Raw genomic sequence first — 21,152 nt, 5'->3', positions numbered from 1 at the left:
GCGGCCGGAACGATCCTCTGTCAGGCGAGGATCAATCTTCCAGGAACAGGCTCACCACATCGTTGGTGAAGCGGCGGCCCAGCTCGGTCGGCTGCACATGCCCATCGGTCATGTCCAGCCAGCCGCGCTGCACGGCCTCGGCCAGGGGAGCGTCCAGCACGCTGCGCGGCAGCCCCGTGCGCGACTCGAAATCGCGCAGGCCAAAACCTTCGTGCAGGCGCAGCAGGTTGAGCATGTATTCGAACGGCAGGCGCTCCGGCGCGATCACATCGTCGCCGCCGAACGAGGCGGGCGTGCCGGCGCTGTCCAGGTAGGCCTGCGGGTGCTTCAGCTTCCAACGCCGCAGCACATGCTCCTCGGCGCCGGAACTGATCTTGCCGTGCGCGCCGGCACCGATGCCCAGGTAGTCGCCGAAGCGCCAGTAGTTCAGATTGTGCGCGCTCTGCCGGCCGGGGCGCGCATAGGCGCTGACCTCGTACTGGCCGAAACCGGCCTGTGCCAGCAATGCCTGGCAGTGTTCCTGCATGTCCCAGGCGTTGTCTTCATCGGGAATGCCCTGCGGCGGCCGCGCGAAGAACACCGTGTTCGGTTCCAGGGTCAGCTGGTAGTGGGAGATGTGTGCCGGCTGCAGCGCGAACGCGCGTTCCAGGTCGGCCTCGGCACCGGCCAGGGTCTGTTCCGGCAGCGCGTACATCAGGTCGATGTTGAAGTTGTCGTAGCCCGCGTCCTGCGCCATCTTCACCGCGCGCTCGGCTTCGCCACTGTCGTGGATGCGGCCCAGGCGCTTGAGCATGGCGTCGTCGAAACTCTGGATGCCGAAGCTGAGGCGGTTCACGCCGGCCGCGCGGTAGCGGTCGAAACGGCCATGCTCGGCGGTGCCCGGGTTGGTTTCCAGGGTGATTTCGGCATTGGGCGCGAAACGCAGGCGTGCGCTGGCCTGTTGCAGGAAGCGGTCGATCGCCTCCGGCGGGAACAGGCTGGGCGTGCCGCCACCGAAGAACACGCTGTGCACCACCCGGCCCCAGACCAGCGGCAGGTCCTGGTCGAGGTCGCGCAGCAGCGCATCGATATAAGCGTCGAACGGCAGCTCGCCCTTGGCCTGGTGCGAATTGAAATCGCAGTACGGGCATTTGCGCACGCACCACGGCAGGTGCACGTACAACGACAGCGGTGGCGGCACCAGCCGCGGCGGGTTGTCGTGGTCGGCGGAGCAGGCTTCGCCGGGCAGGTGGTTGCAGTGGTCGTGGGCGTGCGGCATGGGCTTCTTCGGTAGTGCCGGCCGCTGGCCGGCTTCCCTGGGTCGATCGGGTGGCGTCAGTACAGCGTCGCCAGCTGCTGCTTGAGCTGCTGCAGGGCAATGGCGCGGTGGCTGATGGCGTTCTTCAGCGCCGGCTCCATTTCCGCGGCGGTCAGGCCGTGGGTGGTGTCCAGGAATACCGGGTTGTAGCCGAAACCATTGGTGCCGCGCAGTTCGCGGATGATCTGGCCTTCCCAGCGGCCTTCGCAGATCAGCGGCTGCGGGTCGGTGGCGTGGCGCAGCAGCACGATCACCGCATAGAAGCGGGCGCTGCGCTGGCCATCGGGAATGTCGGCCATCGCGTCCAGCAGCTTGGCATTGTTGGCCGCAGCATTGGTCGGGTGGCCGGCATAGCGTGCGCTGTACAGGCCCGGCGCACCGCCGAGGGCATCGACGATCAGGCCCGAATCATCGGCCAGCGCCGGCAGGCCGGTCGCTTCGCAGGCTGCGCGTGCCTTCAGCAGCGCGTTCTCGACGAAGGTCAGGCCGGTCTCTTCCACATCGCCCAGGCCCAGTTCGGCGGCCGAGGTGATCTGCAGCGGCAGATCGGCAAGGATCTCCTGCATCTCCACCAGCTTGCCGGCGTTGTGGCTGGCCAGTACCAGTTTCTTCATTGACGGGGCTCCAGCAGGTCCCAGGTGTTGCCATACAGATCGCGGAACACCGCAACCGTTGCATAGGGTTCTTCGCGCGGCGCTTCCAGGAACTCGACGCCGGCGGCGACCATCGCCGCGTGGTCGCGGCGGAAGTCGTCGGTGTTGAGGAAGAAGCCGACGCGGCCGCCGGTCTGGTTGCCGATGCGGCTGCGCTGTTCCTCGTCGCTGGCGCGGGCCAGCAGCAGGGCGGCGGCACTGCCGTCGGTCGGGCCGACCACCACCCAGCGCTTGTGGCCCTGGTCGATGTCCTCCAACAGTGCGAAGCCGAGCTTGCCGGTGTACCAGGCAATGGCTTCGTCATAGTCGGCCACCACCAGGGTGGTCAGGGCGATGCGGCGGTTCATGCCGACAGCGCCGCCTGCTGTGCGGCCAGCAGTTCGCCCACGCCCTTTTCGGCCAGGCCCAGCAGCGCATCCAGTTCATCGCGACGGAAGGCGTGGCCTTCGGCGGTGCCCTGCAGCTCGATGAAGCCGCCACCGTCGTTCATCACCACGTTCATGTCGGTGTCGCAGTCGCTGTCTTCGGCGTAGTCCAGGTCCAGCACCGGGGTGCCGCGGTACACGCCTACCGATACGGCGGCTACTGCGCCCAGGATCGGGTTGCGCTTGATGTCGCCACGCTTGATCAGCACGTTCACCGCATCGACCAGCGCCACGTAGGCGCCGGTGATGGCGGCGGTGCGGGTGCCACCGTCGGCCTGCAGCACGTCGCAGTCGAGGGTGATGGTGCGCTCGCCCAGCGCGTTGCGATCCACGCAGGCGCGCAGGCTGCGGCCGATCAGGCGCTGGATCTCCAGCGTGCGGCCACCCTGCTTGCCACGGGCCGCTTCACGGTCACTGCGGGTGTGGGTGGCGCGCGGCAGCATGCCGTACTCGGCGGTGACCCAGCCTTCGCCCTTGCCGCGCAGGAAGCCCGGCACGCGGTTCTCGACGCTGGCGGTGCACAGCACACGGGTTTCACCGAAGCACACCAGCACCGAACCTTCGGCGTGGCGGGTGAAGCCGCGTTGGATGACGACCGGGCGGAGCTGGTCGGGCTGGCGGCCGCTGGGGCGGGAATCGGACATGGTGCGGGTTCCGTAATGGCAAGGGAGTACGCCGCCACGCCCGCGGCCTTCACGGGGCGGGCAAGGGGGCTCTGGTGAGGGCGCTAGGGTACCATTCCCCCTTTGCACGCACCGGACACAATCCATGATTCGAAGCATGACCGCCTATGCCGGCGGCGAGCGGGTCACCCCGTGGGGCACGCTGGGCTGCGAGCTGCGCTCGGTCAACCACCGCTTCCTGGAGGTCGGCACCCGCCTGCCCGAGGAGCTGCGGGCGCTGGAACCGCAGCTGCGCGAGCGCATCGCCGCGCGCCTGAGCCGTGGCAAGCTGGATCTGGTGATGCGCCTGCGCGCGCCGGAAGCGGCGGCCAACCTTCAGGTGGACGAGGCCCTGCTGGGCCAGCTGGGCCGCCTGGCGCACCGCCTGACCTCCGATTTCCCCAACCTGCAGGTCAGCTTCACCGACCTGCTGCAGCTGCCGGGCGTGACCCGTGGCGAGGCCACCGACGCCGCCGCCCTGCAGGTCGAGGCGCTGGCGCTGCTGGACCAGGTGCTGGATGGCTTCGTCGAGGCCCGTGAGCGCGAAGGCGGCAAGTTGGCTGCGGCCATCAGCGAGCGCGTGGACGGCATCGAACGCATCGCCACCGAAGTCCGCACGCTGATTCCGGCCATTCGCGACGGCCAGCGCGCCAAGCTGGCCGCACGCCTGGCCGACCTGCCGCACCCGGTCGACCCCGGCCGCGCAGAGCAGGAACTTGTCCTGTGGCTGCAGAAGCTGGACGTGGATGAAGAGCTGGACCGCCTCGGCAGCCACATCGTCGAGATCCGCCGCGTGCTCAAGCAGCGCGAGCCGGTCGGTCGCCGCCTGGACTTCCTGCTGCAGGAGTTCAACCGCGAAGCCAATACGCTGGGCTCGAAGTCGGTGGACAGCCGTACGTCCAATGCCGCGGTGGAGCTGAAGGTGCTGATCGACCAGATCCGCGAACAGGTGCAGAACATCGAGTGATGTTGCACCCAGCGGTACAGCAGGGGCGCCTTCGGGCGCCCTTGTCGTTCCAGCGCATCAGCGCACGCTGACGCCCGGCGCTCCTTCGCTCAAACGCCCGACCACGGCTGCCTGGCCGAACCCCGCGTCGTGGAAGCAGGCCAGCACCGCATCCGCCGCGTCCGGGGCGCACGACACCAGCAGTCCGCCGCTGGTCTGCGGGTCGGTCAGCAGCGGCTGCCAGTGTGCCGGCAACCCATCGGCGAAGCGCACCTCGGTGCCATAGGAGGCCCAGTTGCGGTTGGAGGCGCCGGTCACGCAGCCACGCTGCAGCAGCTCCAGCGCCTGCGGCAGCAGCGGCACCTGTGCACTGTCCACCTCGGCAGCGACACCACTGGCGCGGCACACTTCCAGCAGGTGGCCGAGCAGGCCGAAGCCGGTGACGTCGGTCATGGCATGCACGCCGTCCAGCGCAGCCAGCGGCACGCCCACGGTGTTCAGGCGGGTGGTCGACGCGATCATCTGCTGGTAGCCGTCGGCGTCCAGCACTTCCTTCTTCAGTGCTGACGAATACACGCCCACGCCCAACGGCTTGCCCAGCACCAGCACGTCGCCGGCGCGGGCATCGGCATTGCGCTTGAGTCGCTGCGGGTCGAGCACGCCGATCGCGGCCAGGCCGTAGATGGGTTCCACCGAATCGATGCTGTGGCCACCAGCGACCACGATGCCAGCATCGGCGCAGGCGCGTTCGCCACCCTGCAGGATGCCGCGGATCGTGTCCTGCGGCAGCGTATTGATCGGCATGCCGACGATGGCCAGTGCGAACAGCGGGCGCGCGCCCATCGCATACAGGTCCGACAGCGCGTTGGTGGCCGCGATGCGCCCGAAGTCGAACGGGTCGTCGACGATCGGCATGAAGAAGTCGGTGGTGGCGACGATCGCCTGCCGGTCATCGAGGCGATACACCGCGGCGTCGTCGCTGTTCTCACGGCCCACCAGCAGCTCAGCCGGTGCCGGAAGTGCTGTAACGCCACGCAGCAGTTCGCTCAGCACGCCCGGCGCGATCTTGCAGCCGCAGCCGCCGCCATGCGCGAGAGAGGTCAGTCGTTGCGGGGCATCGGCCGTTGAAGGGGCGGGGGACTGCGCGTGCGTGGCCATGCCGACATCTCCTGCGGGAACGCGAATGGCGGAAGGCAGCAGGAGTCGAACCTACCAGGGAACGATCGACGCCCCCTACTGGGTTTGAAGCCCAGCCGCATGCCCGGATGCGCATGCCTTCCGAAAGTACGGCGGTACCGGTGGGCTCAGTCGCGGGCTGCGTTCCACTGCAGGTCGCCGCGCGGCCGATGCTGGTCACCGACGCGTCGAGTGTAGCCAACGCGATTGAAGAACTCCAAGATCTGGATGCTACGTTTGCGGCCCAGGCCGATGGCATCGCGGAACGTGGCCGCATCCACCGTGCCGCTGGCCTGTGACAGCTGCGCGACGATCGCGGCGAGTTCCGCAATGCGTGCGGGTGCATAGAACAGGTCCGGCACCACCTGGAACAGCTCGCCACGTGCGGTGGCGCGGCGCAGGACGGCGCGGACTTCGTCTTCGGCCAGGCCGATCTCGGCAGCAAGGGTGCGCACCCACGGCGGATCGAAGCCACCGGCGTGCAGTTGCGGCAGCACGCGTTCCAGCAGCAGACGCTCGCGTTCCGGTGGCGCATGGTCATGCCCGGGCAGGCGCCACCAGGCACCCACGCGTTGCACGCTGCCGTCGTCCAGCAGGTCCTGCAGCAGCGCATTCCAGAGGCTCGCTGCAAGCGCGGGCAGGGTGCTGCGCTGCAGGCGGCCGCTGTCGACACCGGGTTCGTCCGGGCGTCGCTCATGCCATCCACGCAGTGAGGCGATCACCTGCTCGCGCAATGCCTGCCAGTGCGACACAAGGATGACTACCGTGTCTTCGCGGGTGACGATGCGTCGCGTGTCTGCAGGAAGATCGATCCGGTCGGCGGCGCGCCGGCAGTAGCGCTGCAGCGCGGCCATGGCAACGCCGAAGGGCGCCTGCTGCAACAGTGGACCGATTCCCGCACCCGCGGCCAGTTGCTCCAGTGCTCCCAGCCATGCGAGCCGTGCAGGACTGCGCCGGCGCCGCTGTGGCGGGTCCGGATCGAGCACGAGGCCGCCGCCCAGCGTGTGGGTGGCCGCTGAATCGCGGGCAATGAAGCGATCGCCACACATCGCACAGACCGGAGCATCGAACACCAGCTGCACCAACTGCCCATCACCGTGGTCATGGTCCTCCAGCAGCACCACATGGGCCTGCCGGTGCATCGTGCCCCAGTGGATATGCAGCGGTGCCCAGTCGCGCAACGGTGCGGCCAACGCGGACAGCCGCAACCGCACATCAACGCGGGTGGTGGCCAGCAGTGCGCGTGCGTCGGCGATCCAGTCACCGCGGTGGATATCGTCACGGGCAATGGCCGCCAGGTTCAGCGCGCAGCGCTGCCCGGCCATCGCGTGGTCACTGGCCTGGTTCTGCGCGTGGATGCTGCGTATGCGCACTTCAGTGGCGGCCGGCATCAGTTGCAGATGCTCACCCACCGAGGCGATGCCGCCGTGCACTGCGCCGGTCACCAGCGTGCCGTGGCCGGCCAGCGAGAACACGCGGTCCACCGGCATGCGGAACAGCTCGCTGCGCAGTTCGGCCTGGCGCGTGCTGGCGTCGTCCGCCGCCCACGCGTGCAGCTGGGTACGCAGCGCGTTGATGCCAGCATCGTCCGGTGCGGTGCTGTTGCAGGTGAACACAGGGGAATCCTGCAGCGGCGTGCCGGCCAGCAGGGCAGCGACCTCGATCTCGACCCGGGCCAGGCGCGCCGCATCCACACGGTCGATCTTGGTCAGCGCCACCGCACCCCGGTTCACGCCCAGCAGCTGCAGGATGGCCAGGTGCTCGCGGGTCTGTGGCATCACGCCGTCGTCGGCAGCGATGACCAGCAGGGCGACGTCGATACCCGTGGCGCCGGCCACCATCGTGTGCACGAAGCGCTCGTGGCCCGGCACGTCGACGAAACCCAGTGTCGCGACAGGACCTGTGCCGTCCCTGCGTTCCACAGGAACATAGGCATAGCCCAGCTCGATGGAAATACCACGCGTACGCTCTTCCTGCAGGCGATCGGTTTCGATGCCGGTCAGTGCCCGCACCAGGCTGGTCTTGCCATGGTCGATATGCCCGGCGGTGCCGACGATCATGCCTTCAGCGTGCTCCACTGGTCGAGGAAGCGCGCTTCGTCGGCGGGTTCCAGGCAGCGCAGGTCCAGCCACAACGCATCATCGGAGATGCGGCCCAGCACGGGTCGCGGCAGCTGACGCAGGCGCTTGGCCAGCAGATCCAGTCCGCCACGGCGCGCGCTGGTAATGCGCAGTCCGGCGCTGGCCAGCTGCGCCTGTGGCTGCGCGCCGCTGCCAATCTGGCTGTGCATCGAAGCAGGCTCGAGGCTGTAGTCCGCCGCCAGTGAGGCACGCATCGGCTGCAGCAGGCGCTGGGCCTGCGCATCAATGTCATCCTGCGTGCGCGAGAGCGTGCGCAGTGTCGGCAGCCGCTGTGCCAGCAGCTCGGGTTCGCGGTACAGGGCCAGCACCGCTTCCAGTGCGGCCAGGCCCATCTTGTCCATGCGCAGTGCCCGCTTCAGCGGGTTGCGGTTGATCCGTGCAATCAGGTCGGCGCGACCGGCGATGATGCCGGCCTGCGGGCCACCCAGCAGCTTGTCGCCGCTGAACGAAACCAGATCGGCGCCGTCCGCCAGTGTTTCCTGCACGGTGGGCTCGTGCGGCAGGCCGAACGTGGCCAGATCGCACAGGCTGCCACTGCCCAGGTCCACCACCAGCGGCAGGCCGTGTTCGTGCGCGATCGTGGCCATCGCCGCCGTGTCGACCTTGGCAGTGAATCCGCTGATCGCGTAGTTGCTGGCATGCACCTCCATCAGCAGCGCTGTGCGCGCGCCGATGGCGTTGGTGAAGTCGGCCGGATGGGTGCGGTTGGTGGTACCTACTTCCAGCAGCCGCGCGCCCGCGCTGCGCATCACATCGGGGATGCGGAAGGCACCACCGATCTCCACCAGCTCGCCGCGCGACACCACCACCTCGCGGCGGTTGGCCAGGCTGTTGAGCAGCAGCAGGACCGCTGCCGCATTGTTGTTGACCACAGTGGCGGCTTCGGCACCGGTCAGTTCGCAGATCAATGCCTGTACCCGCGCATCGCGGTCGCCGCGACGGCCACGGATGACGTCGAACTCCAGATCGACCGGCGCGGTCATCGCGCGGGTGACTGCCTGCACCGCGGCCTCGGGCAGCAATGCGCGACCCAGGTTGGTATGCAGTACGGTGCCGGTCAGGTTGAACATCGGTTGCAGGTCCCGCCGTGCATCGGCTGCCAGTGCGGCCTCGACCGCTGCCACCAGCACCGGGCCGTCGACCGCTTCCTGCAGCTGCGCGGTCGACAACTGGCCGGCGCTGACACGCTCACGCAGCACCTGCAGGTGCGAACGCAGCAGCTGGGTGATGCGGCTTCGACCGTGGCCTTCGATCAGTGGCGCCAGTGCAGGCAGGCGCAGCACCCGGTCCAGCGAGGGCAGGGCGGCGGCCGATGCCGGGGCGGGGGGCATGGCTGTCATCGCCTCAATCGCCGTCGGATTGCCACAGCAGAGGATTCTGGCTGGCACGCGCATAGCCTTCCTCGGCCAGCAGCAGATCCAGCGCCAGCGTGCCGAGGTCATCGGCCACCGGCTCCAGTGACGGGTCCTTTTCCAGATACAGGATCTTGCGGTAGCTGTGGCAGTGGTCGCAGGTCTCGGCACGCACCGCGCTCTCGCGCACCGCCTCGCCGCTGTCGCCGTCCACATCGGCCAGGGCGCGATAGACGATGTCCTTGCCGGCGGCACCACACTGGCTGCACTGCACGCGCACGTAATGCCACTGGCAGGCGCACAGCGAGCACGACAGGTAACGGTAGGACGCATAGGGTGGGCGTGCCTGCACCACGCTGGTCACCGGCAACGTGCCGCACAGCGGGCACAGCCCTGGCGCATCAGCCAGCGGCTTCAGGTCGGTAGGGCGGAAGCTGGCTGCGAGCACCGCCCAGTAAACCTGCAGTGCGTTCATCACCAGCAGCGCAGCGACCGCATCCACCGACGGCGCGTCATCGCGCTCCAGCACCGCGTGCGCCTGCGCATCCAGCCAGGCGTCGTCGGCCGCGGCGACGCGTTGCAGCTCCTGCCGGGTTTCCAGCGGCAGCCCCGTTTCGTCGGCACAGTGCTGGCACAGCGTGCGCAGCCAGTCGCGCCAGCATCCATCCAGTTGAAGCGTGTTGGCCGGCCGCAACGGCATGCCGGCACCGGCCGCCGCACTCGACTGCTGCGCACGCGCCTGCGACTGCAGCGCCTCGCGCTGCTGCGGTGTCAGCTCATCCAGCAGCGCCTGCTGTGCATCGGCCAACGCCGCCAGCAGCTGCAGGTAGCCGCCGATGGCACTGTGCGCGGCCAGGCTGCGCAGGCGCGTCGCGCGCTCGGCGAACAGTGACTCGATATCGGGCAGGATGATGCGCGGCACATCGCGCGAGGCGAGCGTCTCGATCTCACCGGGTTCAAGGATGCGTTGCGCCATGCAGAGCGAGCCAGAAGAACCAGCCTCCATCCTCGCCGTTGTCAGCGCTCGCGTCCAGCGCGTTCAAGCAACGCAGTCGAGCAAAGCAGTCGAGCACGGCTCGACTCTACAAAAACCGGTTTCGGTCGTTGCCATGTTCATCGTGTCGACCAAGGTCGACACCCACCAACAGCAGCGGGAAACTGTCGAAGGCGGGGCACTGTGGGTTTGCGGGGTGTCCGCGGCATGGATGCCGCGGCCAAGCCCCCAGGGACGGGTTCACGGCGTCCCCGCAAATCCACAGTGCCCCGCCATCCCACGTATAGCCAGCTTTTGACGTTGACGTTGCCTCTGCGGGTGCAGGGCCGCAGGCCCTGCCGCTAACCCTCTTCCCGACGTCCGCGCAGGATGTCCCTGAACCACTGCCGGTGGTGCTTGTACGCCCACCCATAGGTCACCTTGCCCTGGGTCATCGCCCGCACCGAGCCCTTGATCCAGATCGCCGCATAGATGTGCACCACGATCGCGCACACCAGCACCCAGCCGAACAGCGCATGGGCCAGCACCGAGAAGCGGATCACCCCGATCGGGAAGAAGTGGCTGAAGTACTGCCGCCAGATCACGAAGCCGGTCAGCAGCAGCGCCGACAGGCAGCCGATGATGGCCCAGAACAGCAGTTTCTGGCCGGCATTGAAACGGCCCACCGGCGGCAGCTTCTCATCCTCGTTGCGCAGTACATCGCGCATGCCGCGCATCCATGCGCGATCGTCGGCCGTCGGCAGATTGTCGCGCCACATGCGGAACGCCAGCAGCGCAAAGCCCACCACCATGGCCAGCCCGATGAACGGATGCAGGATGCGCGTCCAGGGGCCGCCACCGAACAGCTGGGTCAACGGGAACAGGGCAGGGTGGAACAGCGCCAGCCCGGACAGCGCGGTCAGCACGAAGCAGATCGCCACGATCCAGTGGTTGATGCGGGTCGGTGCGCGGTAGCGGATGATCTGGCGCGGGTGCGGGGCGTACTTCATGGCCGCTGCTCCTCTTCGATCTTCTTCGCCTCGTGCTCGGCTTCCTCTTCTTCCTCGTCATTGACCGTGTTGCGGCCGATGCCGATGTAATGCAGGAAGCCGGCGAAGGCGGTGGCGGCGATCGCCAGCACGCCCAGCGGCTTGGCCACGCCCTTCCACACCTCCACCATCGGGCTGATGCGCGGATCCTTGGGCAGGTCGGCATACAGCTCCGGCTTGTCCACGTGCTGCAGCACGTACATCACGTGGGTGCCGCCGACGCCCTGCGGATCGTACAGGCCGGCGTTCTCGTAGCCGCGCGATTTCAGGTCTTCCACGCGTCCGGCCGCGTGCTCGGTCATCGCCTGCTTGCTGCCGAAGGTGATCGCGCCGGTCGGGCAGGTCTTCACGCAGGCCGGCTCCTGGCCCACCGCCACCCGGTCCGAACACAGCGTGCACTTGTAGGCCTTGTGGTCCTTCTTGGAGATGCGCGGCACGTCGAACGGACAACCTGTCACGCAGTAGCCGCAGCCGATGCAGTTCTCTTCCTGGAAGTCGACGATGCCATTGGCGTACTGGATGATGGCACCGGGCGACGGACAGGCCTTCAGGCAGCCCGGATCGCTGCAGTGCATGCAGCCTTCCTTGCGGATCAGCCACTCCAGCTTGCCCTTCTCGTCCTCGTACTCGCGGAACTTCATCACCGTCCACGACTGGTCGCTCAGGTCGGGCGGGTTGTCGTAGCTGCCAACGCAGCTGCCCACTTCGTCGCGCAGGTCATTCCACTCCATGCAGGCGACCTGGCAGGCCTTGCAGCCGATGCACTTGCTCACATCGATCAGCTTGGCGACCTGGCCGGTGTGCGCACCACGCGCCTCCGGCGAGGGCGTGGTGGTGGCCGAGCGGCGGATGATGTCCAGGGATTGCAGTGACATGGCGTGTCTCCTACACCTTCTCGACCTTGACCAGGATGCACTTCGATTCGGGCGTCTGCGAGTTGCCGTCACCGATGGCGTTGGTCAGCGTATTGGCGATGTATCCGGGCTTGGCCGCACCGAGGAAACCCCAGTGGATCGGCACGCCCACCTGGTGCACGGTCCGGCCATCGATCTGCAGGGCCTTGATGCGCTTGGTCACCATGGCGACCGCTTCGATGTGGCCGCGTTTGGAACTGACCCGCACGCGGCTGCCGTTGTTGATGCCCAGCTCGTCGGCCAACGCCGCGCCGATCTCGACGAACTGCTCGGGCTGGATGATGGCGTTCAACTTGCCGTGCTTGGTCCAGAAGTGGAAATGCTCGGTCAGGCGGTAGGTGGTGGCCACATGCGGGAACTCGTCCGGCGAACCGATCTGTGCGCGATCGCTGGCGAATACGCGGGCGGCCGGGTTGTTCAGCGTCAGTGCCTGGCCGGGGCTGAGTGGGTTGCTGCGCAGCGGTGTATCGAACGGTTCGTAGTGCTCAGGGAACGGGCCTTCGGCCATGCCGGCCTTGGCGAAGAAGCGCGCGATGCCCTCCGGGTTCATGATGAACGGGCCCATTCCGCCGGCGGGATCTTCGTCGGCCTTGAAGTCGGGCACGTCCACGCTGCCCCAGTTTTTCCCGTTCCACGCCAGCAGCGTGCGCCGCGGATCAAATGGCTTTCCGGCGACGTCGCACGAGGCGCGGTTGTACATCACGCGACGATTGGCCGGCCACGCCCAGGCCCAGCCCAGCGTGTTGCCGATGCCGGTGGGGTCGCTGTTGTCACGCCGCGCCATCATGTTGCCGGTCGGGCCCCAGGCACCGATGTAGATCCAGCAGCCGGAGGCGGTGCTGCCGTCGTCGCGCAGGTCGCCGAATGCGGCCAGCTGCTCGCCGGCCTTGCGCACCAGCTTGGTTGGGTCCTTCGGATCGAACACGTCGGCCAGCGCCTTGCCGTTGTATTCCATCGCCAGTTCTTCGGGCGTGGGTACCTCAGGGTTGGCGTAGTTCCAGGCCAGGTCGCGCACCGGCTCCCACCACGCACCGCCGTCCTTCTCGTACATCGCTTTGATGCGATGGAACAGCTCGGACATGATCTCGATGTCGCTGCGTGCTTCTCCTGGTGGGTTGGCACCCTTCCAGTGCCACTGCAGCCAGCGCGAGGAATTCACCACCGCGCCGTTCTCCTCGGCGAAGGAGGTGGTCGGCAGGCGGAATACTTCGGTCTGGATCGTGCTCGGGTCGACGTCGTTCAACGCACCGTGGTTCTGCCAGAAGGCGATGGTCTCGGTTTCCAGCGGGTCCATGCTGACCATGAACTTCAGCTTGGAGAACGCGCTGATCAGCTTGCCCTTGTTCGGCGCCGAGGCCAGCGGATTGAAGCCTTGGCAGATGTAGCCGTGGATCTTGCCTTCGTTCATCAGCTCGTACGCCTGCAGCATGTCGTACGGCTTGTCGAGCTTGGGCAGGTAATCGAAACACCAGTTGTTGTCGGCGGTGGCGGCGTCGCCCCACCACGATTTCATCAGGCTGACGTGGAACTTCGGGTAGTTCTGCCAGAACGACATCTGGTTGGCGCGCAGCGGCTTCTGCGTGCGCTTGGCGATGTAGGCCTCGTAGTCCTGCTCGTCCTGTTTCGGCAGGGTCAGGTAGCCGGGCAGCAGGTCGGACATCAGGCCGATGTCGGTCAGGCCCTGGATGTTGGAATGCCCGCGCAAGGCGTTCATGCCGCCACCGGCCACGCCGATGTTGCCCAGCAGCAGCTGCACCATGGTGCCGGCACGCACGTTCTGCGCGCCGATCGAGTGCTGCGTCCAGCCCAGCGCGTACAGGATGGTCATCGCCTTGTCCTTGCCGGCGGTGGACGCGATCATGTCCCAGATCTGGCGGATGCTGTCGGCCGGCGTGCCGCAGATGCGTTCGACCATCTCCACCGTGTAGCGCGCATAGTGCTGCTTGAGCAGGTTGTAGACGCAGCGCGGGTCCTTCAGCGTCGGGTCGCTGCGCACGAAGCCGTCGTCACCGTAGGCGTAGTCCCAGCTGGAGCGGTCGTAGCTGCGCTTTTCTGCGTTGTAGCCCGAGTACAGGCCGTCCTTGAAGGCGAACTCGTCCTTCACCAGGAACGACATGTCGGTGTAGTTCAGCACGTACTCGTGCTGGATGCGGTCCTCGGTCAGCAGGTAGTTGATCAGGCCGCCCAGGAACACGATGTCGGTACCGGTGCGGATCGGCGCGTACACGTCGGCCACCGCCGCCGAGCGGTTGAAGCGCGGATCGACCACGATCAGGCGTGCCTTGTTGTGTGCCTTGGCCTCGGTTACCCATTTGAACCCGCACGGGTGTGCCTCGGCGGCATTGCCACCCATGATCAGGATCAGGTCGGCATTCTTGATGTCGACCCAGTGGTTCGTCATCGCACCACGGCCTAGCGTCGGGGCAAGACCTGCCACCGTCGGGCCGTGTCAGACACGTGCCTGGTTGTCGAATGCCAGCATGCCCAGGGAGCGGACGACCTTGTGGGTCAGCACCGCGGTTTCATTGCTGGTGGCCGAGGCCGCCAGCATGCCGGTGGTCAGCCAGCGGTTGACCGTCTGCCCGGCTTCGTTCTTCTGCACGAAGTTGGCATCGCGGTCTTCCTTCATCAGCCGCGCGATGCGGTCCAGCGCATCGTCCCAGCTCAGCCGCTTCCACTCGTTGGAGCCCGGCGCGCGGTACTCGGGGTAGAGCAGGCGCGACTTGCTGTGGATGATGTCGGCCAGGCCGGCACCCTTCGGGCACAGCGTGCCGCGGTTCACCGGATGGTCCGGGTCGCCTTCGATATGGAAGATGCTCGGTTCGGCGTTCTTGGCGCCATCGCCGAGGCTGTACATCAGGATGCCGCAGGCCACCGAACAATACGTACAGGTGTTGCGGGTCTCGGTCGCGCGGGTCAGCTTGTATTGCCGGACCTCCGCGAGCGCGATGCCGGGCGCGAAGCCCATCAGTGCCAGGCTGGAGCCGACCAGGGTTGTCCCGGTCACTTTCAGGAACTGGCGGCGGCTCATCGATGGCATGCCGTTCTCCTGGGATGGCGGGGAGGCGCAGGCCTCCGGGCTGTCGTTGGGTACGGGCCGGTTATAGCACAGGCCCCCGCATGCCCATGTGGCACAAGGCGCGGCGCCTGCCGGACGGGCCCGGAAAGGGCCTGCTCTGGTAAAGTTGCGTGCCCGCCCCCCCGGGGAAGCGTCTGCCGGGCCTGGTTCCAGGATGTTCCGCGCAGCCCCCGCCGTCCGGCCGCGATCCGCCGCGCCGGATCTGGAACACCGAGGAAAAATTTTGCGAAATCAACCAGTTGGGAGCCGTGCATGAGCGCCCCGTCGAAGCCGTCGGACGCCGTTGCGCGCGGCACGCTGTACATCGTGGCCGCCCCGTCCGGCGCCGGCAAGAGCAGCATCGTCAACGCCACCCTGGCGCGTGACCCGCAGATCGCCCTGTCGATTTCCTTCACCTCGCGCGCGATGCGCCCCGGTGAGGTGAACGGCCAGCACTACCACTTCGTCAGTGCCGAGAAGTTCGAGCAGATGATCGCCGCCGGCGACTTCTTCGAACACGCCTGGGTGCACGGCGACTGGAAGGGCACGGCCCGGCAGTCGGTGGAGCCGCAGCTGGCCGCCGGCCAGGACGTGCTGCTGGAGATCGATTGGCAGGGCGCCCAGCAGGTGCGGCAGCTGGTGCCGGGCACGGTCACCGTGTTCATCCTGCCGCCGTCCAAGCAGGCGTTGCAGGACCGCATGCGCAAGCGCGGCCAGGACAGCGAGGCGGTCATCGCCCAGCGGCTGGGCGCAGCCCGCGATGAAATGCTGCACTTCAACGAGTTCGACTACGTCATCGTCAACGAGGTGTTCGACACTGCCGTGGACGAGCTGTGCGCCATCTTCACCGCCAGCCGCCTGCGCCGGGAGGCCCAGAAGGTGCGCCACGCCGCCCTGATCCAGGCCCTGCTGACCCCCGATCCGGGTGCAACTGACTGATTCCAAAAGAATCGGGTGGGGGTTGGCTTGATTTTGTCCAGCCCCTGCCAGTACACTCCGTCCCCTTTCCCTCATTCGACTGAGCGGCCGACCGGTCGCCGGGAGCCCGTATGGCCCGCATCACCGTAGAAGATTGCCTGGAAGTCGTTAACAACCGTTTCGAACTGGTCATGATGGCTTCCAAGCGTGCCCGCCAGCTCGCCAACGGCGTGCAGGCCACGCTGGACAACAGCGAGACCGAGGACAAGCCGACCGTGCTGGCGCTGCGCGAAATCGCCGCCCGCAAGATCGACAACGCGCTGATCGACGAAGTCGAGAAGGCCGAGCGTGAGCGCGCCGAGCGCGAAGCGCTGGAGTGGGCTGCCGCCGAAGTGGTCGCCGACGAAGACATGTCCAAGAACGACGATTGATCGCATCGATCAACGTCATTGCTGGATCGCCGAACAGCCCGCCCCGTGCGGGCTGTTTCGCATTCAGGATTTGCCGTAAACGTCGCGCTGGAATAGGCTTCGGGCATGAACCCAGGCCCCACTGCCAAGGTCGCCGCAGCCCCCGCTGCCGCCGTACCCGACTACGTCCTCCAGCTTGAACGCGCCGCCCATTACCTGCCGCCGGAACAGCTGCCGCTGCTGCGCCGTGCCTGGGAAGTCGGTGCCTCCGCGCACGCTGGGCAGACGCGCAAGTCGGGCGAGCCCTATATCACCCATCCGGTGGCCGTGGCCCAGGTGCTGGCCGAGCTCGGCCTGGACGTGGAAGCGCTGATCGCCGCGATCCTGCACGACACCATCGAAGACACCCCGCTCACCCGCGAGGCGCTGGCTGCCGAGTTCGGCGAGGCCGTGGCCGAACTGGTCGACGGCGTGACCAAGCTGGACAAGCTGAAGTTCCGCGACCGCCAGGAAGCGGCCGCCGAGAGCTTCCGCAAGATGCTGCTGGCGATGTCGCGCGACCTGCGCGTGATCATGATCAAGCTGGCCGACCGCCTGCACAACATGCGCACGCTGGGCGCGCAGAGCCGCGAAGCGCGCGGCCGCATCGCCCGCGAGACGCTGGAGATCTACGCACCCATCGCCCAGCGCCTGGGCATGAGCCTGGTCAAGAGCGAGCTGCAGAACCTCGGCTTCAAGGCGCTCTACCCGTGGCGCCACGCCATCATTGAAAAACACATCCGCAGCCAGCCGGTGGTGCGCCGCGAGGCGATGGCGCAGGTGGAAGTGCAGCTGTCGCAGCGCCTGGCCAAGGAGGGGATCGAGCATCGGCTGATCAGCCGCATCAAGACCCCGTGGAGCATCTACAACAAGATGCGCGACGAGAACAAATCCTTCGACCAGGTGATGGACGTGTTCGGCTTCCGCCTGGTCGTGCGCAGCGTGCCCAGCTGTTACCACGCGCTGGGTTCGGTGCATGCCACCTTCAAACCGCTGGATGGCCGCTTCCGCGATTTCATCGCCATTCCCAAGGCCAACGGCTACCAGTCGCTGCACACCGTGCTGTTCGGGCCGTATGGCTCGCCGATCGAAGTGCAGATCCGTACCGAGGAAATGGACCTGATCGCCGAGCGCGGCGTGGCCGCGCACTGGACCTACAAGTTTGGTGGCGATTCGCCCAACAGCGCGCAGAGCCGTGCCCACGCCTGGATCGTCGAACTGATCGACTCGCAGCGCGCTGCCGGCTCTTCGCTGGAGTTCCTCGACAACGTCAAGGTCGACCTGTTCCCGGACGAGGTCTACCTGTTCACCCCGAAGGGCAAGATCCTGGCCCTGCCGCGCAATTCCACCGCGCTCGATTTCGCCTACGCCGTGCATACCGATGTCGGCAACATGGCGGTGGCCTCGCGCGTTGACAAGAAGCTGGTGCCACTGCGCACCAAGCTGGTGTCGGGGCAGTCGGTGGAGATCATCACCGCACGCTCGGCCACGCCGAAACCGCAGTGGCTGGAATTCGTGGTTACCAGCAAGGCGCGCACTGCCATCCGCCACCAGCTCAAGCAGCTGGAACACGAAGATGCCGTGCAGCTGGGCCACCGCATGCTCGACCGTGCGCTGGAGGCGATGGATTCGTCGCTGGAACGGCTGCCGAAGGGGCGCCTGGATGCGTTCCTGGCCGAGCATCGTTTCCCGCGCCTGGAGGCGCTGCTGGCCGAGGTCGCGCTGGGCAACTGGATGCCGACCCAGGCCGCGCAGGCGCTGATGGCCTACGCCGAACTGCGTGGCGGCCCGCATTCGCGCCACCATTCGCAGGAGAAGATCCTGATCAACGGCAGCGAGCGCGGCGTGGTCACCTTCGCCGGCTGCTGCCAGCCGATTCCCGGCGACGAGATCATGGGCTACCACACCGCCGGCAAGGGCATCGTGGTGCACCGCATGGACTGCCCGAACCTGGCCGAGCTGCGCAAGTCGCCCGAGCGCTGGGTGCCGATCGGCTGGGACACCACCGTTTCCGGCGACTACGACACTTCGCTGGTGGTGGAAGTAGAGAACGGCACCGGCGTGCTGGCGCAGCTGGCCGCCGCCATCGCCCAGAGCCATTCCAACATCGAGCGCGTGGACTACCTGGACCGCGACTTCAACGCCGCCGTGCTGGCGTTCAACATCCAGGTACGCGACCGCAACCACCTGGCCGAAGTGATGCGCCGCCTGCGCCGCCTGTCGGTCGTGCAGTCGGTACGCCGCCAGTAGGTCCTGCGCGGACCCGGTAGTGCCGGCCGCTGGCCGGCAACGTCGCGGTGCTTCCGATGTTCATGAGGTTGTCGGCCAGCGGCCGGCACTACCGGAGCGGTGCGGTAGATCCACGCCATGCGTGGATGCACCCCCACCCGGTACAATCACCGCTCTGTTTTCCCCCAAGCACCGGAGCGACCCATGTCCCGCCAGATCATCAACACCGAAAAGGCCCCCGCCGCCATCGGCCCGTACTCGCAGGCCGTGCGCGCCGGCAACACCGTGTACTTCTCCGGCCAGATCCCGCTCGACCCGGCCACCGGCGACATCGTCGGCGCCGGCGACGTCGAAGCACAGGCCCGCCGCGCCTTCGACAACCTCAAGGCCGTGGCCGAAGCCGCTGGCGGCTCGCTGGACAAGGTCGTGCGTCTGGGCCTGTACCTGACCGATCTGGGCGAGTTCGCCAAGGTCAACGCGGTCATGCAGGACTACTTTCAGGCCCCGTACCCGGCCCGTTCCACCATCGAAGTCTCCGGCCTGCCCAAGGGCGCCAACTTCGAGGTCGACGCGGTGATGGTCATCGACTGACCGCCACGTGGCACGCAAGGCGGCGGTCACCCCGGTCCTGTCACCGTCCGGCGAAGCATCCCTGGCGATGCTCGCGGGCGTCGGTCCGGCCGTGGCCGCCAAACTGCAGGCGCGTGGCCTGGCCACCCTGCAGGATCTCTGGCTTCATCTGCCGCTGCGCTATGAAGACCGGACCCGGCTGACCCGCATCGAAGACCTGCGCAACGGCGTACCGGCGCAGGTGGAAGGGCGGGTGGTCGCGGTCGAGCGCGGCATGCGCTACCGGCCGATGCTGAAAGTGGCGGTGGAAGACGAAGGGCGGGGCACTTTGGTGCTGCGCTTCTTCCACTTCCGCCAGCAGCAGGTCGGCCAGTTCGCGGTCGGCAACCGGCTGCGCTGCTTCGGCACGCCCAAACCGGGCCAGCTCGGCCTGGAAATCGTCCACCCCAGCTACCAGGTGCTGGGTCGCAACGACGATCCCGAACTCGGCGACCGCCTCGACCCGGTGTATCCCACCGTCGAAGGCGTCGGTCCGATGACCATGCGCAAGCTGATCGGCCAGGCGCTGGACCGCCTGCCCGAGGAAAGCGCGCTGGAACTGCTGCCCAGCGGCTGGCTCGATGGCCTCGGCCTGCCGTCACTGCGCAGCGCGCTGCTGACCGTGCACCGGCCGCCACCAGATGCCGATCTGGTCGCGCTGGCCGCCGGCACCCACCCGGCGCAGCGCCGCCTGGCGATGGAAGAGCTGCTGGCCCATCACCTCAGCCTGCGTCGCCAGCGCATTGCCTTGCAGGCGCACCATGCGCCGCCGCTGGCCGGTCCTGGCAAGCTGGCCAAGGCGCTGCTGAAGCAACTGCCGTTCGCGCTCACCGGCGCGCAGGCGCGCGTGTTCAAGCAGATCCGCGAAGACCTCGCGCGGCCCAGCCCGATGCTGCGGCTGGTGCAGGGCGATGTGGGCTCCGGCAAGACCGTGGTCGCCGCGCTGGCGGCGATGCTGGCGGTGGAGCAGGGCAAGCAGGTTGCATTGGCTGCGCCCACCGAGCTGCTGGCCGAACAACATCTCAACAACCTGCGCGGTTGGCTGGAGCCGCTCGGTGTGCGCATCGCCTGGCTGGCCGGCAAAGTCACCGGCAAGGCGCGCGCCAAGGTAATGGAGCAGGTCGCCAGCGGCGAAGCGCAGGTGGTGGTTGGTACCCACGCGCTGATGCAGGAGGCGGTGGTGTTCCAGGATCTGGCGCTCGCCATCGTCGACGAGCAGCACCGCTTCGGCGTGCACCAGCGCTTGGCGCTGCGCGACAAGGGCGCGGGCGGCAACAGCGTGCCGCACCAGCTGGTGATGACCGCCACGCCGATTCCGCGCACGCTGGCGATGTCCGAATACGCGGACCTGGATGTGTCGGCCATCGACGAACTGCCGCCGGGCCGTACCCCGGTGCAGACCGTCGCGCTCAACAACGATCGTCGTCCCGAGTTGATCGAGCGCATCGCACTGGCCTGCCAGGAAGGGCGGCAGGTGTACTGGGTGTGCACCCTCATCGAGGAAAGCGAAGAACTGGATGCCACCCCGGCGCAGGCCACCTACGAATCGCTGCAGGCGCTGTTGCCGGGCGTGCGCGTGGGGCTGGTACATGGCCGTCTGAAAGCCGCCGAAAAGCTGGCGACGATGGTGGCGTTCAAGGCCGGCGACATCGACCTGCTGGTGGCGACCACGGTGATTGAAGTGGGCGTGGATGTGCCGAACGCCTCGCTGATGGTGATCGAGAATGCCGAGCGCCTGGGCCTGGCCCAGCTGCATCAGCTGCGCGGCCGCGTCGGCCGTGGTTCGGCGGTATCGCGCTGCGTGCTGCTGTACCAGGCACCGCTCTCGCAGATGGCACGCGAGCGCCTGCAGACCATGCGCGAAACCAACGATGGTTTCGTCATTGCCGAGAAGGATCTGGAATTGCGTGGTCCCGGTGAATTGCTGGGTACCCGGCAGACCGGCCTGGCCGGTTTCCGCATCGCCGACCTGGCCCGCGACGCCGGCCTGCTGCCCGGCGTGCACGACCTGGCCGAGCGCCTGCTGGACCAGCAACCCACGCTGGCCGATCGTGTGGTGCAGCGCTGGATCGGCACCGCCGTGCGCTACGCCTCGGCGTAGCGCCACCTTGATGGGTGTGGACCTTGGTCCACGCATCCACGCATCCACGCATCCACGCGTGGCGTGGATCTTATCTCTTGCCAATCTGGCACCTTGGGTGCCGAGAGCCCGGCGTGGGCGACCGTGTGGATCCAGGTCTTGCGACCGAGAAGTAGCTTGGGTCCCCACGCCGGATTCTCCCTGAACCGCCCGAACAGTTG

17 protein-coding genes and 1 tRNA gene are annotated in these 21,152 nt (G+C 67.4%); 6 read left to right on the top strand and 12 right to left on the bottom strand.

Annotation, left to right across the window (positions count from 1 at the left end):
* Positions 1–31 precede the first annotated feature (31 nt).
* The 4 genes from hemW to rph are packed head-to-tail and all read right to left on the bottom strand — an operon-like array spanning position 32 to position 3,019.
* Positions 32–1,258 carry a radical SAM family heme chaperone HemW gene (hemW, locus tag AC5P67_RS00090; protein ID WP_033834955.1) on the bottom strand — a complete coding sequence of 409 codons (1,227 nt, stop codon included), beginning with the start codon at positions 1,256–1,258 and terminating at the stop codon, positions 32–34.
* 56 nt (positions 1,259–1,314) lie between these two features.
* On the bottom strand, positions 1,315–1,911 hold the full coding sequence (gene rdgB, locus AC5P67_RS00085) for an RdgB/HAM1 family non-canonical purine NTP pyrophosphatase (protein ID WP_005410891.1): 597 nt from the start codon (positions 1,909–1,911) through the stop codon (positions 1,315–1,317).
* Positions 1,908–2,297 (bottom strand): VOC family protein, encoded by a 390-nt coding sequence (locus AC5P67_RS00080; RefSeq protein WP_005414366.1) that lies wholly within the window; start codon positions 2,295–2,297, stop codon positions 1,908–1,910. The genes rdgB and AC5P67_RS00080 overlap by 4 nt, the downstream gene beginning before the upstream one ends.
* Positions 2,294–3,019 (bottom strand): ribonuclease PH, encoded by a 726-nt coding sequence (rph, locus tag AC5P67_RS00075; protein WP_043034086.1) that lies wholly within the window; start codon positions 3,017–3,019, stop codon positions 2,294–2,296. Before rph ends, AC5P67_RS00080 begins: the two co-directional genes overlap by 4 nt.
* A gap of 124 nt (positions 3,020–3,143) precedes the next feature.
* On the opposite strand from rph, the gene AC5P67_RS00070 reads away from it, so the two are divergent.
* The gene (locus AC5P67_RS00070; protein ID WP_005410888.1) at positions 3,144–4,004 is read left to right on the top strand and encodes a YicC/YloC family endoribonuclease; all 861 of its coding nucleotides are present in this window, start codon (positions 3,144–3,146) and stop codon (positions 4,002–4,004) included.
* Positions 4,005–4,061: 57 nt separating this feature from the next.
* On the opposite strand, the gene selD is transcribed toward AC5P67_RS00070, so the two are convergent.
* The 8 genes from selD to fdnG form a co-directional block, all read right to left on the bottom strand.
* Positions 4,062–5,141, bottom strand: a complete 1,080-nt coding sequence (gene selD, locus AC5P67_RS00065; protein ID WP_043034087.1) for a selenide, water dikinase SelD — start codon at positions 5,139–5,141, stop codon at positions 4,062–4,064.
* A gap of 26 nt (positions 5,142–5,167) precedes the next feature.
* Positions 5,168–5,263, bottom strand: a tRNA-Sec gene (locus AC5P67_RS00060).
* A 24-nt stretch (positions 5,264–5,287) separates the two neighbouring features.
* The gene (gene selB / locus AC5P67_RS00055; RefSeq protein WP_087802591.1) at positions 5,288–7,219 is read right to left on the bottom strand and encodes a selenocysteine-specific translation elongation factor; all 1,932 of its coding nucleotides are present in this window, start codon (positions 7,217–7,219) and stop codon (positions 5,288–5,290) included.
* Positions 7,216–8,640 (bottom strand): L-seryl-tRNA(Sec) selenium transferase, encoded by a 1,425-nt coding sequence (gene selA, locus AC5P67_RS00050; RefSeq protein ID WP_495214251.1) that lies wholly within the window; start codon positions 8,638–8,640, stop codon positions 7,216–7,218. Before selA ends, selB begins: the two co-directional genes overlap by 4 nt.
* 4 nt (positions 8,641–8,644) lie before the next feature.
* Positions 8,645–9,628 (bottom strand): formate dehydrogenase accessory protein FdhE, encoded by a 984-nt coding sequence (fdhE, locus tag AC5P67_RS00045; RefSeq protein WP_495214250.1) that lies wholly within the window; start codon positions 9,626–9,628, stop codon positions 8,645–8,647.
* Between the two features lie 359 nt (positions 9,629–9,987).
* Positions 9,988–10,635, bottom strand: coding sequence for a formate dehydrogenase subunit gamma (locus AC5P67_RS00040; RefSeq protein WP_005410882.1), 648 nt, complete (start codon positions 10,633–10,635; stop codon positions 9,988–9,990).
* Complete coding sequence (gene fdxH, locus AC5P67_RS00035) at positions 10,632–11,549, bottom strand: formate dehydrogenase subunit beta (protein WP_005410881.1); 918 nt, start codon at positions 11,547–11,549, stop codon at positions 10,632–10,634. The genes AC5P67_RS00040 and fdxH overlap by 4 nt, the downstream gene beginning before the upstream one ends.
* Before the next feature lie 10 nt (positions 11,550–11,559).
* The gene (gene fdnG, locus AC5P67_RS00030) at positions 11,560–14,628 is read right to left on the bottom strand and encodes a formate dehydrogenase-N subunit alpha (protein WP_146200850.1); all 3,069 of its coding nucleotides are present in this window, start codon (positions 14,626–14,628) and stop codon (positions 11,560–11,562) included.
* Positions 14,629–14,919: 291 nt separating this feature from the next.
* Between fdnG and gmk the strand changes: the two genes are divergently transcribed.
* The 5 genes from gmk (at position 14,920) to recG (ending at position 20,952) form a co-directional block, all read left to right on the top strand.
* Positions 14,920–15,585, top strand: a complete 666-nt coding sequence (gmk, locus tag AC5P67_RS00025) for a guanylate kinase (protein WP_049465727.1) — start codon at positions 14,920–14,922, stop codon at positions 15,583–15,585.
* Between the two features lie 110 nt (positions 15,586–15,695).
* A complete protein-coding gene (gene rpoZ, locus AC5P67_RS00020; RefSeq protein WP_005410877.1) occupies positions 15,696–15,995 on the top strand; it encodes a DNA-directed RNA polymerase subunit omega in 300 nt (99 codons plus the stop codon).
* A 105-nt stretch (positions 15,996–16,100) separates the two neighbouring features.
* The gene (locus AC5P67_RS00015) at positions 16,101–18,263 is read left to right on the top strand and encodes a RelA/SpoT family protein (RefSeq protein ID WP_005410876.1); all 2,163 of its coding nucleotides are present in this window, start codon (positions 16,101–16,103) and stop codon (positions 18,261–18,263) included.
* A gap of 183 nt (positions 18,264–18,446) precedes the next feature.
* Positions 18,447–18,833 (top strand): RidA family protein, encoded by a 387-nt coding sequence (locus tag AC5P67_RS00010; RefSeq protein WP_005410875.1) that lies wholly within the window; start codon positions 18,447–18,449, stop codon positions 18,831–18,833.
* 7 nt (positions 18,834–18,840) lie between these two features.
* Complete coding sequence (gene recG, locus AC5P67_RS00005) at positions 18,841–20,952, top strand: ATP-dependent DNA helicase RecG (RefSeq protein WP_012481152.1); 2,112 nt, start codon at positions 18,841–18,843, stop codon at positions 20,950–20,952.
* Positions 20,953–21,152: the final 200 nt, after the last annotated feature.

Source organism: Stenotrophomonas sp. YJH_SMC_21, from assembly GCF_059369555.1.
Note: the sequence above shows the minus strand (reverse complement) of the source record. Positions and strands in the feature narration are given on the sequence as shown.